The organism is Longitalea luteola (assembly GCF_017356035.1).
Taxonomy (GTDB): domain Bacteria; phylum Bacteroidota; class Bacteroidia; order Chitinophagales; family Chitinophagaceae; genus Niastella; species Niastella luteola.
Genome location: NZ_JAFIQX010000001.1, coordinates 431,428 through 447,093 on the forward strand (window position 1 = coordinate 431,428; position 15,666 = coordinate 447,093).

Annotated in this window: 10 protein-coding genes; 6 read left to right on the plus strand and 4 right to left on the minus strand. The window is 46.3% G+C overall.

All coding sequences use genetic code 11. The features are described from left to right. Window positions 1–14 precede the first annotated feature (14 nt). The 4 genes from JUB15_RS01715 to JUB15_RS01730 all read left to right on the plus strand — a co-directional run bounded on the left by JUB15_RS01715 (window position 15) and on the right by JUB15_RS01730 (window position 5,748). Entirely contained in the window at window positions 15–1,949 is a 1,935-nt protein-coding gene (locus JUB15_RS01715; protein WP_207510588.1) for a peptide-N-glycosidase F-related protein, read from the plus strand. Between the two features lie 209 nt (window positions 1,950–2,158). Further along, window positions 2,159–3,478, plus strand: a complete 1,320-nt coding sequence (locus JUB15_RS01720) for an ATP-binding protein (RefSeq protein ID WP_207510592.1) — start codon at window positions 2,159–2,161, stop codon at window positions 3,476–3,478. 1 nt (window position 3,479) lies between these two features. Beyond that, the gene (locus JUB15_RS01725) at window positions 3,480–4,730 is read left to right on the plus strand and encodes a tetratricopeptide repeat protein (RefSeq protein WP_207510593.1); all 1,251 of its coding nucleotides are present in this window, start codon (window positions 3,480–3,482) and stop codon (window positions 4,728–4,730) included. Window positions 4,731–5,109: 379 nt separating this feature from the next. Beyond that, the gene (locus JUB15_RS01730; protein WP_207510594.1) at window positions 5,110–5,748 is read left to right on the plus strand and encodes a 3-keto-disaccharide hydrolase; all 639 of its coding nucleotides are present in this window, start codon (window positions 5,110–5,112) and stop codon (window positions 5,746–5,748) included. A 198-nt stretch (window positions 5,749–5,946) separates the two neighbouring features. Here JUB15_RS01730 and JUB15_RS01735 read toward each other — a convergent pair whose 3' ends face one another. After that, window positions 5,947–6,585 (minus strand): hypothetical protein, encoded by a 639-nt coding sequence (locus JUB15_RS01735; RefSeq protein ID WP_207510595.1) that lies wholly within the window; start codon window positions 6,583–6,585, stop codon window positions 5,947–5,949. A 777-nt stretch (window positions 6,586–7,362) separates the two neighbouring features. Continuing rightward, complete coding sequence (gene treS, locus JUB15_RS01740) at window positions 7,363–10,680, minus strand: maltose alpha-D-glucosyltransferase (RefSeq protein ID WP_207510596.1); 3,318 nt, start codon at window positions 10,678–10,680, stop codon at window positions 7,363–7,365. 307 nt (window positions 10,681–10,987) lie between these two features. On the opposite strand from treS, the gene JUB15_RS01745 reads away from it, so the two are divergent. Then, window positions 10,988–11,353: a hypothetical protein gene (locus tag JUB15_RS01745; protein WP_207510597.1), complete on the plus strand. Its 366-nt coding sequence runs from the start codon at window positions 10,988–10,990 to the stop codon at window positions 11,351–11,353. A 126-nt stretch (window positions 11,354–11,479) separates the two neighbouring features. Here JUB15_RS01745 and JUB15_RS01750 read toward each other — a convergent pair whose 3' ends face one another. Next, window positions 11,480–12,205 (minus strand): hypothetical protein, encoded by a 726-nt coding sequence (locus JUB15_RS01750; RefSeq protein ID WP_207510598.1) that lies wholly within the window; start codon window positions 12,203–12,205, stop codon window positions 11,480–11,482. A 408-nt stretch (window positions 12,206–12,613) separates the two neighbouring features. On the opposite strand from JUB15_RS01750, the gene JUB15_RS01755 reads away from it, so the two are divergent. After that, window positions 12,614–13,102 (plus strand): YbhB/YbcL family Raf kinase inhibitor-like protein, encoded by a 489-nt coding sequence (locus JUB15_RS01755; RefSeq protein ID WP_207510599.1) that lies wholly within the window; start codon window positions 12,614–12,616, stop codon window positions 13,100–13,102. Window positions 13,103–13,294: 192 nt separating this feature from the next. Here the strand turns inward: JUB15_RS01755 and JUB15_RS01760 are convergent, their stop codons facing one another. Continuing rightward, entirely contained in the window at window positions 13,295–15,556 is a 2,262-nt protein-coding gene (locus tag JUB15_RS01760) for an FdhF/YdeP family oxidoreductase (RefSeq protein WP_207510600.1), read from the minus strand. Between the last annotated feature and the right edge of the window lie 110 nt (window positions 15,557–15,666).

Genomic DNA, 15,666 nt, shown 5'->3' on the forward strand with positions numbered 1-15,666 from the left:
GCCGGTAATTTTTTATGCAAAGAATAATAAGCCTTTTGTTAGTGTTTGCCCTGCACGGACTTCCATCCCTGGCAGCCGATACGTCGCATGTGGTAGTATCGTTTGATAAAGTAGTTACAGATCCTTCCAGGGGCGTGAATCCGTATAGCCGCTGGACCCGCTTCCCCGGCAAAAATGTACCCATCAGGAAGATCATGCTGTATGTAAAATTTGGCTGTCCCGATTCCATGCGCTGTGCCGACTGGGACTATTCTGACCGCATCGTGCTGAAGCGGCGGAATGCTGCAAATACTACCGAATTGAACTATACCATTGCGCAAATGCTAACGCCGTACGGCGGCGCCTTTTCAAAAGGCTGGCATTTTCAGTGGCAGGTTGATCTTACTGATCTCAGCCTGGTGCTCAGAGACAGTGTAGAGATCGAATACATCCATTCGGGCTATGAAGAAAATAAGGACCGGGGCTGGAAGATCCAACTGGATTTTTCTTTTATCAAAGGACCGGCCGTAGCAGAACCTATGGCATTCCATCCCGTTTACAATGCCGCTTTCCAATACGGAAATGCCGCAGATCCCATCGAGAAGAAATTACGTCCCTATAGTTTCAGGCCAACTGCCAAAAGTACCACAGCCCGATTTTATGTTTTGCAAACAGGCCACGGTATGGATAGTATCGGCTGTGGCGAATTTTGTAAACGTTTCAGGGAGGTCTGGTGGAATAACAAGCTGGTGAAAAGAACGGATATCTGGAAAAAATGCGGCGACAATCCGCTGTATCCACAGGCCGGCACCTGGCTCTTCGACCGTGCCAACTGGTGCCCCGGTTATTTAAATCAGCCGGAGATCACAGATCAGCCGCTTGTGCGCAACCAGGAGAATGTCATAGATCTACAAATGGAGCCTTATCAAACGAATGATCGAAATGTAATTGAAAATATATTTGCTTACTTGATCGAGTATGGATCGCCGGTATCAGCCATCGATGCATCATTGGAAGAAGTGATGGTGCCTTCCACTACCGATATTTACCGCCGCCTCAATCCGGCATGCAGCAATCCGGTCATTGTCATTAAGAACAATGGCGCCGCTCCTTTGACGAGTTGCCAGATCCGGTACGGCACTAAAGGATTTTCTGCTCACGTTTTCAAATGGAAGGGGAAACTCGCCTTTGGTGAAACAGCAGAGATCACCTTACCAGGCGCAATAGATTTTAACGAGGGAATGAATGAGTTTGTAGTGAGTGTAGAGCAGCCGAACGGCAGGAAAGATGGCTACCCGGCCGACAATAAGCAGGTAAGCTATTTTCAAAGCGCTCCGGTGCATGATGGAAAGATTGTCATTCAGTTTACAACCAATAACCGCCCGGCCGATAATAGTTACCGTATAAAAAATTCGGCAGGACAGGCGGTGTTTGAGCGTGCTTTGGGCACGTTGCAAAAGGATAGTACATACAGCGATACAGTCAGCCTGCAGCCAGGGTGTTACCGTTTCGATGTACAGGATACTGCTAACAACGGCCTTGAGTTCTGGTATGCCGTGAAAGCAGGCCGTGGCATTTGCAGACTGCTGAACACAAGAGGGCAGGCGTTGCAGCATTTTGAATCGGATTTTGGCAGCAGCGTGTCATATGCCTTTGTGGTGTCGGCCGATAGTATGCAATGGTCAAAGCCCGGTGCAGCCGTTTCCGTTGGTTTGTTCCCTACCATGACAAAAGGAAAAGTGGTTATGGATTATTTCAGTAACGAGCCGCAGGACCCGTTGGTGCAAATCGTTGCAGATGGAGGCGATAATGCTGTGGTGGAAGAACATCAATACCACGGTCTCAAAAAAGCCACATTTGAATATGATCTCTCATACCGCTCGCCACAGCGTTATTATTTAAAGGTTTTCGTAAAAGACAAACTGGTTTTTAATAAACGGATAAGGGTGGTTGCAGGAATTCCTGATTAATAAAGATCAAATGTATTTTCAATGCTGCCCACGCATATTCCATGTAAAAAATCGTTCAATGGCTCAATATTGCACTTCAAAACACGGGTGGTTACAAGCTATTTTGTATATTTCACCCGTTTTAGAACGTGCCTTCGGGATGTTGTAACCTGCGTTGGATTTTAACGTTCTATTAGTAAATTTTTACGTCGACTGTAATATAACATACAATGAACGAGCATACCATAGATAGTTTGCGGGAGGCATTGAAGCATTCGCCCAACAATACGCCCCTGAGGTTATTGCTGGCCGACACCCTGTTGGGATTGAACCGGCTGGAAGAAGCAGAGATCGAATATACCCAGGTGCTGCGATCGTCGAACGATACAAAAGCGAAGATCGGATTGGCAAAGGTCTTTTATCGAAAAGGAAATTATTCTGCCTGTAACGTTATCCTGGAAGAGTTTATTGAAAGTGGCCGCCCTGATCTGGAGGCGCTTACCCTTTATGCAAAAGGATTACTGAAGGAAAATAGCATAGCGCGCGCCATGGAGACCTATAAAAAAGTACTGGCAATCGATCCCAATTACTTCGACGAGGAGCTGGACAGTCATTTGCGGGTAAAAGGCGGCGGCCACACCCACGACGACGACGAGCCGGAGGAAGAAATGTACGACAGCCGTTTTTTGCAGAAGCCGTCCATCAATTTCAGTGATGTAGGTGGCATGGACGCTGTTAAAAAAGAGATCGAACTAAAGATCATAAAACCGTTGATGCATCCCGAGCTGTACAAAGCCTATGGCAAAAAGATCGGCGGTGGAATTTTATTGTACGGTCCGCCGGGATGTGGTAAAACCTTTCTCGCCAAAGCAACTGCGGGACAGGTGAATGCAAAGTTCATCAGCGTAGGGCTGAACGATATCCTGGATATGTGGATCGGGAACAGCGAAAAGAACCTGCACGAGATCTTTGAGCTGGCCCGCTACAATACACCCTGTATTCTGTTCATCGACGAAATTGACGCTTTAGGCGCCAGCAGAAGCGATATGAAACAGTCGGCAGGCCGGCACCTCATCAACCAGTTCCTGCAGGAGCTGGACGGTATTGACACCAGCAACGAAGGCGTATTGATCATCGGCGCAACGAACACGCCCTGGAACCTGGATCCCGCTTTCAGAAGGCCGGGCCGGTTCGACCGCATTGTTTTTGTGCCACCGCCGGATGAAACAACCCGGGAGTCAATTTTAAAACTCAAACTGAAGAATAAACCAACTGATGCCATCGATTATGCGCAGCTCGCCAAAAGAACGGAGCATTATTCAGGCGCCGACATCGATGCCATCATCGATATTGCCATTGAACTGAAGCTGGAATCCTCATTTACAGACGGGATACCAAAACCCATTGAAACAAAGGATCTGTTGAATGCCGTAAAAAAACATAAGGCCAGTACCCAGGAATGGTTCATGACCGCGAAGAATTTTGCGATGTTCGCCAATGATTCCGGTTTATATGACGACATTCTTTCCTATTTAAAAATAAAAAAGTGATATGACGGAGTATAGTCTATCGAAAGTTGGTATCCTCATTCAACAGAAGAAATACGACGCAGCAGAAAAGATCTTAAGACAGTTACTGGCCCAGGAACCCACCAATATACATTACCTGGCGCTGCTGGCGGAGTTGAACCTGCAGCAGGACCGGCTGGAGCAGGCGGAAAGTGTTATAGAGGATGCCATCGGGCTTTCTCCGGATACGGCGCATTTGTATTTTATCAAATCGCGGGTAGATATTCAGAAAGACAAATATGATGATGCGGAAGCAAGCATTCAACAAGCCATAGAACTGGATCCTTATACGGCAGATTTTTTTGGCTGGTCAGCCAACATAAAACTTGCGCGTAAGCAATACGAGGAATCATTACGCCTGGCCAATCAGGCTTTGGAAATTGATCCCGAAAACCTGTTGGCGCTGAATGTAAGAAGCACGGTATTAATTAAGCTTAATAGAAAGGAAGAGTCTTTTCAAACGATAGAAGGCGCCTTGAGAAATGATCCCAATAATGCCTATACGCATGCCAATTATGGCTGGGCTTTGCTCGAGAAAGGTGATCATAAAAAAGCGTTGAAGCATTTCAAGGAAGCGTTGAAGAACTATCCTAATTTCGATTATGCGCAAAAGGGAATGATCGAAGCGCTGAAGGCTAGTAACCCGGTATACCGCTTATTCCTGAAATACGCCTTCTGGATCGGTAATTTATCTGCCAAATACCAATGGTTTGTAATCCTGGGGTTATATCTCAGCACGCGTGCCCTCAATGCGCTTGCTAATGCCAATCCGGCCCTGGAGCCATTTCTTTTCCCATTGATCATCCTGCTGGTGCTGCTTGCTTTTTCAACCTGGGTCATTAAACCACTGAGCAATCTCTTTCTGCGATTTAACCCTTATGGGAAATTCCTGCTCGACAGAAAAGAGAAGATCAGTTCAAATTTTGTAGGTGTAAGCCTGCTTGTTTTTATAACCGGCCTGTCAATGTATTTTTTCCGGTCTGATGAGCTATATCTTTTTGTGGCGGCATACGGGCTGATCATGATGGTTCCGCTCAGCGTAATGTTCGTTCCATCAAAATACAATTCATTATTCATTTATACGATTGCCATGGCTGCCGTTGGTGTGGCGGCACTGGCAACTGCATATGCCCGGAATCCGGTATTTGAAACGTTGGCTTACATATTCTTCTTCGGATTTATTGCTTTCCAATGGCTGGCCAATTTTGTTATGATCAGGAGCAGCAACAGGTGAGGTGTTTTGCAGGTACCGAACTATCGCCCGCCTGCATTGTTATTGACACATCAATTAAAAGTTCATGAGTTATATCCTGCGTCATTGGAGCGCGTAATGAACAACAGTTATTGGAGAACCTGGATGTTACTGGCTGGCGGTTGAACCCCGAGCATTTGGCGAAGCTGGACGCTGTGAGCGAGCAGATCCCCATTTATCCGCATTGGGTAGGAAAGCGGTAAAACCAGTTGCCGGTTACCAGTTACCGGTTGCCAGGCTAAAAAGTTCAGGACAATCCGACAATTGTCGGGCAACTTAAAATGTATGGCCTGGAAACCGGCGTCCGGGAACCGGTAACAATTTTGTTTGCTAAACTCTTACCTTCACGCAAACGATAAGCATGCGAAGAGTATCATACCTGTTAACTATCGCCGGCTGTTTACTGGCCGGGGCAGCTGTTGCGCAAAAAGGGTCAAAGAAATGGATCTCCCTGTTCGACGGAAAATCGCTTACCGGCTGGAAAGTGGGGGAGAATGCGGCTACATTCTCAGTGGATAGCGGAAGGATCGTCGCCCATGGAAATGTGGCGCACCTCTTTTACGACGGGCCTGTGCAGGACCACAACTTTAAGAACTTTCATTTCAGGGCCGACGTAATGACCACGCCCGGCTCCAACTCAGGCATCTATTTTCATACTGCTTACCAGGAAGGCGGCTGGCCGAAAAAAGGCTATGAAGTACAGGTGAATAATTCGCATACTGACTGGCGCCGCACCGGTAGCTTATATGCTGTTGATGACGTAAAAGACGTATTGGTAAAAGACAACGTATGGTTTACCGAGGAGATCATTGTGCAGGATAAGAAAGTGACCGTTAAAGTAAATGGTAAAACAGTAGTAGAATATACTGAGCCCGAAAATGCACAGCGCCCTGCTGATATGAACGGACGTTTTTTATCTAGCGGAACCTTTGCATTGCAGGGCCATGACCCTGATAGCAAAGTGTATTATAAGAATATTCAGGTGAGCATTTTACCTTAATACTTTGCGCTGACGCAGAACCTGCCTGCCGGCAGGCAGGCGCAAAATGCTGAGCGCGAATGCAGAAAGCAAAGAAATTTCTGATTTAAGGTCTCATGAATTGTGCAGTTTGAACATTCTTATAAATTATCGGTATCCCAAAATCAGGAAATCTCAAAATCTCAAAATCTCGAAATCAGGAAATCTCAAAATCAGAAATCAGGAAATCGGCACATTGGTTTCTCCCTTCAGCGGCGCAGGGGGCGTAAGTGCCCTTAATTTACTGCTCAATTCTTCACCAATGCCTTCCTGGTGATCTTCAATAAAGTCGATTAACCGCGGGTCTTTGTTCATGGCCAGGTAGCAGGCAAAGTTATCGGTGATGATGTCGTTGCTGTTCTCGCTGAGGAGCCGGTTGATGAATTGGTGGTTATCTTCTATGTTCAGGTGGGAAGCTATGTATTTATCAATTTTCAGAATGAGGTCGAGGAAAAAATCGACGGTAGCGCCATAGATATTCTGAAAACGGAAATCATATTTGGTAGGACCATAAATGTATTCGTTGCGTCCGGTCTTGTTTGTTTTGATCCATTTTTTTAATTTTTTGGAACCCACATAAGGCAATATTTCCAGGCCTACACTGCTGCCTGCCATATTGCTTCTGGAGCTCCAGAAATTGATCTCCACAAAAAGGTCTTTCGATTCGATCTTTACTTTAGGCCGGCTCCTGGTATACTTATATCCCTTCTGCTGATAATAGAATCCGATGGCCTGACAAAAGGCATCGAATATTTCAGCAGGCGGTGTAGAATCGCTTTGATTGGTCAGGATGCTATCTTCTGTCCAGAATGTTGTCATAAAACTTGCCGAAAACCGGATGAATTTGTCAGTAATTTACCAATAATTATCACTTCAATTGTATCAATAACGATTTTACTGGGCGTCTTGTTGAGCGGAAAATACAATTGAATGATGATTAAGCAGATACAAATTAAAGAAGTAATACGATATTGATTTGGATCATTGGTTTTAGTGGCGCCTGCCAAAAATTTATATTATGATGACGGTCATTGTTTTGGCGCTTTTTCCGCTGTACATTTATATCAGATTAACCAATGGGCGATCAGTTAAGCAGGAACTTAGTAAAACTGTTTCGTATTGTTTGAAAAGAGGCAAGAACGGAGGCAGAAAAACTAACTGTCCGGAAAAACAGAAAATTATTCTGTTATCTTAACTCGAAGACCCGAATTGGTTAAGCAAACGCTGATAGCATAACGGTTAGAAGTAACTTCAAGCTACCAACGTTAGACGGGGGCGGTCCGAAAGGACCGCTCTTTTTTATTGGATAATTAGCAAATGTGCTAATTAAAATTCCATTAGCACATTTGCTGTATGATCCCGTTGATTATCGGAATGGTATTTCATCATCACATTATCACATCATCAAATCATCACATTAGCTTGATTATCGAAACTGTATTTCATTAGCACATCAGCTAATTAGCACATTAGCAAATTATCAGTCCCGTTGATTATCGGAACTGTATTCCATCATCACATTATCACATCATCAAATCATCACATTAGCTTGATTATCGGAACTGTATTCCATCATCACATCATCACATTATCACATTATTTCACGATCGCCTTAATCGTCCGCATGGGCACTATCATTGAAGTGGCCCCATTGTTCAATGCATGGTTCAGATCCAGCAGCGATTTCTCGAGCAGGAATGTTTGTATCAATACCCTGAAATCGGTTCTGTCGTCAGGCACAAACTGGTTGCCGTCAACCGTATCGAGATAGGCCTTCATAAAAAATCCGCCCATATAATGCGCCCATAAACGAATAAAGGGAATATACTTCGGCATATTTTCTTTTAGAATATGATGGTTCTGTTGAAATCCATCATACACCGAATTGTGAAATGAGCGCAGCATGGTAGCCACATCATGCAGGGGTGATCTTTTTAACCGCCGTTCGCTGTAAGGACGAAGCGGATCGCCGCCGTATCCTTTTATGGAAATATCTTTCCCGGTGAGCAATACCTGGCTCAACGTGTAATTCCCATGTATGCGGATCTTCAGCACATCCAGTTTCTTGGTGTATATTTTTTTGAAGACGTTCAGCACATCATCACGGTGTTTCAGCAATTCTTCTGCCTCAGGACGTAACTGGGAAGGCACTTTATCGATATTTCTTTTCAGGTTCTGAAATACTTCCCGCACCAGCGATACCATGGCCGAGAACAGCGACCGCTGATAGTGTAAGCTGAATTCTTCCGGTTTGAAATCTTTCAGTGAAACACCCGACGCCAGGGCCTTGTGCATTTCTCCGGTGCGAATACCGATCAGCCGTGCCTGATCTGCAGCACGGCTGCCCAGCAGATCTTTCAGGTCATTGGGCAATTGGTCAAAGGCAACAGGTTCAGTAAGGCTTCCCTGCTGTTCCCACGTGGGCAGGTTTTCCTGGTTCATGGCCAGGATCCTTTCGATATAATTGTAAACACGTTCCAGCATATAGGTGTAGCCATTGCCGTGGTTCTCTTCCATACGCTGGGCCATACCCATGGTGATCATGCCTTTTTCCGTGCTCCACTCAATAGCTCCATGAAAGGTAGGCACGTACGGGAATTTGGCCTGCTCACTCAGGAAATGGGTGATCTCCGCATCGGGATTTATATAATAATCCACCCGCCGGTACATGGTCAAAAAGAAATTGTTATCGTAGTTGATGGCGGTTTGATACCGGTTCCCTTCGTGTATTTTTGATCTTATATCATCGTGCTGGGCATTATAGGTGCTTATAGCGCCGTTGTTGAAGAAGCGCAATTTGTTATTATCCTTGCTCGCAAAAGTTTCGTTACGGGCTATATGCTGAAAAAGCCAGTGCTGGAAGGTGGTCACAAAAAGGGCATCCACGAGAACCCCTTGCTGATCGCCGATATGCAAATGGGCAATGATGGATTGCGGAAAACTGTTCTCCAGCTTTTTGGCTACGGCATCCTGTACAAAGGTCACTATAAGCTGGTATAACTCCGGTAAACCACTTTCATAGGTAACTTCCATCAGCAGCAATAAAGCATCGTTCGATTCAACAGGTATGGCAACATAATTTATGATCTCAACATTGTACAACGACCGGGCGCGGCCGGTGAACCACCTGGATTGTTTCAGGTACGCCGGCAAGATGGCATTCTCCAGTTCTGCGCAGGTTGATTTACTAACCAGGTCCTGCAGCTTTTGTACCTCCAGCAGCGGGATCGCTTTTTGGTCATCTATTTCAGGGTGCGCTTTTTCAAGCGAGAACCACAGCCAGGTGTGCGGACCGAGCGTAAAAAAGTAGGTCTCTGCTTTACCAACGGCCGGAAATTTGTTGCGGCTCATCAGTTCTATAAGGGCAAATCCTTTATAACCTTCCAGGGGAACTTCCGCTACCTGCGCAAACTTCGACAGGTTCACCACAATGAGCAATGTTTCATTGTCATACTTCCGCAGGAAGGCGAGTACCTTGGGGTTATCTACATTCAGGAAAGTAAGATCGCCGCGGCCAAACGCTTTATGTTTCTTCCGCATGTTGATCATGCGTTTCATGAACCAGAACAGGGAAGATGTATTGCGTCGCTGCATTTCGACATTTACCGACTCGTAATGATATTCCGGGTCGAGGATCAATGGCAGATACAGCTGATGGGGATTGGAATTGGAAAATCCGGCATTGCGGTCGGGCGACCATTGCATGGGGGTGCGTACCCCGTCGCGATCGCCTAAATAAAAATTATCGCCCATGCCGATCTCATCGCCGTAATAGATCACGGGTGTTCCGGGCAGCGAGAACAGCAGGGAGTTCAGCAATTCGATCTTTTCGCGGTTATTTTCCATCAGGGGCGCCAGGCGGTGGCGAATACCCAGGTTAATACGCGCTTTGGGATCTTTTGCGTACACTTTATACATATAATCCCGCTCTTCATCGGTCACCATTTCCAGCGTAAGCTCATCGTGGTTACGCAGGAAAATGGCCCACTGGCAGGTGGGCGGAATGGCGGGTGTTTGATCGAATATATCTGTGATAGGGTAACGGTCTTCCATTTGCAGTGCCATGAACATGCGCGGCATTACGGGGAAGTGATAGTTCATGTGACATTCATCGCCTTCGCCGAAATAAGAAGCCGAATCTTCCGGCCACATATTGGCTTCCGCCAGCAACACGGTGCCCGGGTATTTGGCATCTACATGTGCCCGTAACCGTTTCAGGAAAGCATGGGTTTCCGGCAGGTTCTCTCCATTGGTGCCTTCCCGTTCGAAGAGGTAAGGCACGGCATCGAGCCGGAAACCATCCACCCCCATATCACACCAGTAATCTATGATGTTGAAGACCTCCTGCTGAACCAGCGGGTTGTCGTAATTAAGATCGGGCTGATGATGGAAAAAGCGGTGCCAGTAATATTGTTGGGCAACAGGGTCCCAGGTCCAGTTAGACGCTTCAAAGTCCTGGAAGATGATGCGCACATCCTTGTATTGGGTAGGGTTGTCGGTCCATACATAGAAATCCCTTTCCGGTGATCCCTTGGGAGCGGTGCGTGCCCGTTGAAACCAGGGATGCTGGTCAGATGTGTGGTTAATGACCAGCTCGGTAATAATTTTCAGGTTCCGCTGATGGGCTTCATCGAGCAGGGTCTTTAACTGGGCAATGTTGCCGTACGAAGGGTTGATGCTGTAATAATCGGCGATGTCGTAACCGTCGTCGCGCAGCGGTGAAGGGTAAAATGGCAGCAGCCAGATGACATTCACGCCCAGCTCCTGCAGGTAATCGAGCTTTTGCAACAGCCCGCCAAAATCACCAATGCCATCGCCATTGCTGTCACAAAATGCTTTAATGTGTAATTCATATATAATAGCATCTTTATACCAGTGCAATTTATCGTTCAATACAGGTGTAGTGGATTTCATATAACCGGTTATATAATAAAATCCACATAATTATTATGCCAGAAGAAATTGCCGCCGGCATTTTATTCGAATACCGGGGCCGCCAGTGGGATTGTTAACAAAGTTTTAGAAGGAGAAAAAGGCGTTAATGGATTGATTATTATCAAATATCAGTGAATTTATGCAGCGTGTGTACCTAAAAGTTGTAAATTAGTCATTCCCATTACGCAACTGTATTCTCGTAAGGGAGTAAAAAATACCCTGGAAGGCATTCTGATTGGTGAGCTGCAAAAGCCACTATTGGCAAAACTTTTAAAAGATTGATCAGATGACCTTTGCTGCCCAGAAAAGATCCGTTGCAATTCAACAGACCATCCTTCAAAAAAAACGCATCCGGTCGCAAGTACTTCCCTGTTTTAGTAAGATCCCATTGGCTACCAAACCATTTTTTAAACAATGGCATATTCATATAGTTGATGTTACCAAGATAATGGCCATAAATCATGCGGAAGCCCGCCAGTTGTTGCAGGAATTGCGTCAATTTTACAGTAAAAATAAACGGGATCTGATCACCGTGGAGGAATTTTGTGCGTTTACTGGTATCGGTAAAAGTTACGTGCGCATGCACCTGGTATCAAGGGCGATGGAGCATGACCTAAGACGGCATTGTGAATTGGTGGCGGTAAGCTGGTGAAAGATGGTGAATGGTCAATGGTGAATGGTCAATGGTGAATGGATTTCTCAATTTCAAAACCTCAAAACTGTGATCCTGGTCCGATGTATCCTGAAGACCGGAATCTTGTAACCCGGGAACCGGTGACTAATTAAACAATGATTGTGATTCTCTGTTCTGAAGGGCAGTTTCCCATTCGAGCAGCATATCGAGTGTGCCTTCAATATTAATGATCAGCTTTTCTGTGCAGGTGATCAATGTATCGAGATAATACGCTACATACGACATAACCTGTACGCGGCTCTTGTTGTCTTCCTGTTCGCCTTCTTTTTGCAGCAGAATGTGAAAATACTGGTAGTATTCCCCGATCTGATACATGAAGTCTTCAATGATGCGGTGCATCGTAGCTATTTCTTCACTGTCAACCGACTGGTTAACGGCAAAGCTGTTCTCATTATGGTAGCAGGCATTCAGATTGCCCAATAATAATTCCTGGCCGTTGGCATCAAACTCATTTACCAGCTCAAGGAATGAGCCTAATAATTCAATCAGGTGTTTGTAGTATTGGGCTGTAAAAGGTTCTGCACTGGCATGGGCAGTTAATTCTTCATGGGCTTTCTCTATAAACCCGCTCAGCCTTACGGTGTCCAGGGTATCATTTTGCGTGATCTTGGTGAGCAGCCGGTAAATGATGGCATTATCGAACAACCGTTCATTCAAAGACTGGCCAAGGGCATTCATGGCAGCTTCATTCATGCGACCATAGTTGCTGATAACAATGTGCTGGAAAGGTTTTTCTTCAGCGCAAAAAGAAACGGGATGTTCCTGTCTGAATTGTTTGGTGAAGCTGCTGTTGAAAGGATAGCTGGACATAACAGTGATTTAATAGTGAAGGAATGAAAACCACATCACAATAATACAACGTCTCCTGGGCGGTTTGCAAGCATATTAACCTGTAATCCATGTCATTACTGGTTAATATACGAGCCACTAATCATTATTATGTATGACGTAGGGGCAATCGGTAAGTTTAATGGTGGGTATGTGTAACACTATGTATCCTTATAACGGTTACTCACGAAAACTTATTGGATACGCTCTGCAAAAATGTATTAGTTAATTGATTTATAGCAAAAGATACCCAGTTTCCTTATTGCAGCGATCACCATTAACTGGTGACCACCGTCATTGTTAAAATTTAGTTGTGATAATATATTTGGCAAAAGCAGCAGATTGGGGTTGTACTCAGGATGATTGCTAAAACTATAAAACGGTATAGCCATGAAAATAATTTCCCAACAAACACCGCCCAGACAAACATTCCGTGATATCTCTCCTTTACATGTTAGCAGTCCTCAATTTGCGCCCAATGAGTTTATACCCTCCCGTTTTACCTGCGATGGGGCGAATGTAAACCCACCACTGGACATTCATGATATTCCTGCTGAGGCCAGGAGCCTGGCATTGATCATGGATGATCCGGATGCGCCGATAAGGCCCTGGGTGCACTGGCTGGCCTGGAATATTCCGGTGGGTACCCACATCAAAGAGGATACTTTTCTTAAAGATCAGGGTATCAACGATTTCCGGCAGAACAAATACGGCGGTCCCTGTCCGCCCTACGGCATACACCGGTATTATTTCAAGGTATATGCACTAGACACCCAATTGGTGTTGCCCCACGAATGCAGCAGGAATGAACTGGAAAAAGCCATGAATGGCCACGTGCTGGCATATGGAGAGTTGATGGGCAGGTATCAAAGAAGATAGTTCAAAGTTTATAGTTCAAAGTTCAAAGTTTATAGTTCAAAGTTTGCAGTTCACAGTTGAAGGTTTTTGTTTAGGTTCTGGTCGCGTTCGCAAGTCATTTAGTTAAAAAGTTATTAGGTCGATTATCGACTATCGATTGTCAATTGTCGATTGTCGATTGTCGATGCCGTCTGCCGTTTCACGTTTGCCGTTTCACGTTTTGCGCACGGTAATAACCACCGCCTTCGATACCGGCGTATTACTTTTCTTCGCCACACTGTTCACGGGCACCAGCACATTGGCTTCGGGAAAATAAGTGGCTGTGCAACGTACCGGTATAGGGTAGGGCACAACGAGGAATTTATGCGCCACCCGTTCAATACCGCCACTGTAATTGCAGAGATCCACCTCATCGCCCTGCTTCAGGTTCCGCTGGTCCATGTCCTGCTGGTTCATCAATATCACCCGCCGTTCGTTATAAATGCCCCGGTACCGGTCGTTCAACCCATAAATAGTTGTATTGAACTGGTCATGACTGCGAATGGTCATCATCAGTAATTCATGATCGGCCAGTTTTATGGTGGTTATAGGCGCAATATTGAAATGCGCTTTTTTAGATGCAGTATTGAAAGAACCTTCGCGGTTACAATTGGGCAAATAGAAACCGCCGGGCTGGCGAACCCTTTTATTATAATCGGCAAAGCCGGGAATGGTACGTTCGATATCATCCCTGATATGATCATAATGCTGCAGGTATTTATCCCAGTTGACGGGACTGCGATTGCCCAGCGTCGCTTTCGCCAGCCGGCATACGATCACCGGCTCGCTCAGCAACTGGTCAGACACTGGCGGCAAAACCCCTTTTGACAACTGTATAACCCCCATAGAATTCTCACACGACACAAACTGTTCTTCTCCATGCAGCAGATCCTTATCGCTGCGGCCGAGGCAGGGCAGTATCAGGGCTTCGCGCCCATGCACGAGGTGGCTTCGGTTAAGCTTGGTAGATACATGCACCGTCAACGTGCATTTGCGCAGGGCCGCGGCCGTGTAATTGGTGTCGGGCGTGGCAGACAGGAAGTTTCCGCCCATGGCAATAAACACCGATGCCCGGCCGCTATGCATAGCCTTTATGGCTTCTACCACATCGTAGCCCGCATGTTGTGGTGGTTTAAATTGAAAATTACTTTCAATGCTGTTTAAAAACGGCTGGCCGGGTTTTTCATAAATACCCATCGTACGGTCGCCCTGTACATTGCTATGGCCTCTTACCGGGCAGGTTCCCGCACCTGGTTTGCCTATGCTGCCTTTGAGTAATAACAGGTTTACAATTTCTTTAATGGTATCAACCGCATTGGTATGTTGCGTGAGGCCCATGGCCCAGCAGGCAATGATCCTGGTCTTGTTCTTCAGCAGCTCCGCTACCTGCCTCAGTTGATTCATAGATATACCGCATGCCTCGGCCAGCTGATCGAGGTTTTGCTGTTGCAGGTCGTCGATGAACGCTTCGTAACCGGCTGTATGCTGTTCAATGAACGAACGGTCAAACACCTGGCCGGGTGCCTGTTGTTCGTATTGCCATAACAGGTATTCAATGGCTTTCAGCAGCGCCATATCGCCGTTAATAGTTACGGGCAGAAAAAGATCTGTGAGGGCTGTGGTAACACCCAGTAAGCCTTTCACCTGTTGAGGATTGTTGAAGCCCATGAGCCCGGTTTCGGGCAATGGGTTCACTGCAATGATGTAAGCGCCGTTGGCTTTGGCCTTTTGTAAGGCCGTTAACATGCGCGGGTGATTGGTGCCGGGATTTTGTCCGAGTATGATGATCACTTCCGCTTTGTAAAAATCTTCCAGCGTTACCGATCCTTTGCCAATACCCAGCGACTCACCCAACGCCACGCCACTGCTTTCATGGCACATATTGCTGCAGTCGGGCAGGTTGTTGGTACCATAGGCCCGTACAAAAAGCTGGTACAGAAAAGCGGCTTCATTACTGGTGCGGCCCGACGTGTAAAAGATCGCTTCGTCAGGAGAGCCCAGGTTGTTCAAAGCCTTGCCGATGGTATGGAAGGCTGCATCCCACGAGATCGCCTGATAATGGGCAGCGCCTGCGGGCAGGAACATCGGCTGGGCGACGCGGCCTTTACGGCCGATCTCATAATCGCTGAGGGCGGCTAATTCGGCTACATTATGTTGCGCAAAGAATTCAGGCGTTAATTTTTTGAGCGTTGCTTCCTCAGCAATGGCTTTAGCGCCATTCTCGCAATATTCGCCGAGGGCCGAACGCTCATCGTCGGGATCGGGCCAGGCGCAACCCGGACAATCATAACCGTCTTTTTTGTTCAGGTGGGCCAGGGCTTTCCAGCCACGGGTAAGACCTGCTTCGCCAACTACCTGCTTAACGGTTTCTACAATGGCCGGCAATCCGGCTGCCGATCTTTTCACCTGTCCGACTTTTAATTTCTTGTCACTCATAATGTATCCATTTAACTAAGTTCAGTCTTAAAATGGAGGTTTCGGCCAGAACATTGCGAAGTAGGAGGAAAGAATTAGGAAGTAAGAAGAGCTTTAATTTCGTACCTCAC

Excerpts from the sequence above, each read along its gene's own strand:
- JUB15_RS01715 (WP_207510588.1), top strand. The coding sequence starts at position 15 with ATGCAAAGAATAATAAGCCTTTTGTTAGTGTTTGCCCTGCACGGACTT.
- JUB15_RS01720 (WP_207510592.1), top strand. The coding sequence starts at position 2,159 with ATGAACGAGCATACCATAGATAGTTTGCGGGAGGCATTGAAGCATTCG.
- JUB15_RS01725 (WP_207510593.1), top strand. The coding sequence starts at position 3,480 with ATGACGGAGTATAGTCTATCGAAAGTTGGTATCCTCATTCAACAGAAG.
- JUB15_RS01730 (WP_207510594.1), top strand. The coding sequence starts at position 5,110 with ATGCGAAGAGTATCATACCTGTTAACTATCGCCGGCTGTTTACTGGCC.
- JUB15_RS01735 (WP_207510595.1), bottom strand. The coding sequence starts at position 6,585 with ATGACAACATTCTGGACAGAAGATAGCATCCTGACCAATCAAAGCGAT.
- treS (WP_207510596.1), bottom strand. The coding sequence starts at position 10,680 with ATGAAATCCACTACACCTGTATTGAACGATAAATTGCACTGGTATAAA.
- JUB15_RS01745 (WP_207510597.1), top strand. The coding sequence starts at position 10,988 with ATGACCTTTGCTGCCCAGAAAAGATCCGTTGCAATTCAACAGACCATC.
- JUB15_RS01750 (WP_207510598.1), bottom strand. The coding sequence starts at position 12,205 with ATGTCCAGCTATCCTTTCAACAGCAGCTTCACCAAACAATTCAGACAG.
- JUB15_RS01755 (WP_207510599.1), top strand. The coding sequence starts at position 12,614 with ATGAAAATAATTTCCCAACAAACACCGCCCAGACAAACATTCCGTGAT.
- JUB15_RS01760 (WP_207510600.1), bottom strand. The coding sequence starts at position 15,556 with ATGAGTGACAAGAAATTAAAAGTCGGACAGGTGAAAAGATCGGCAGCC.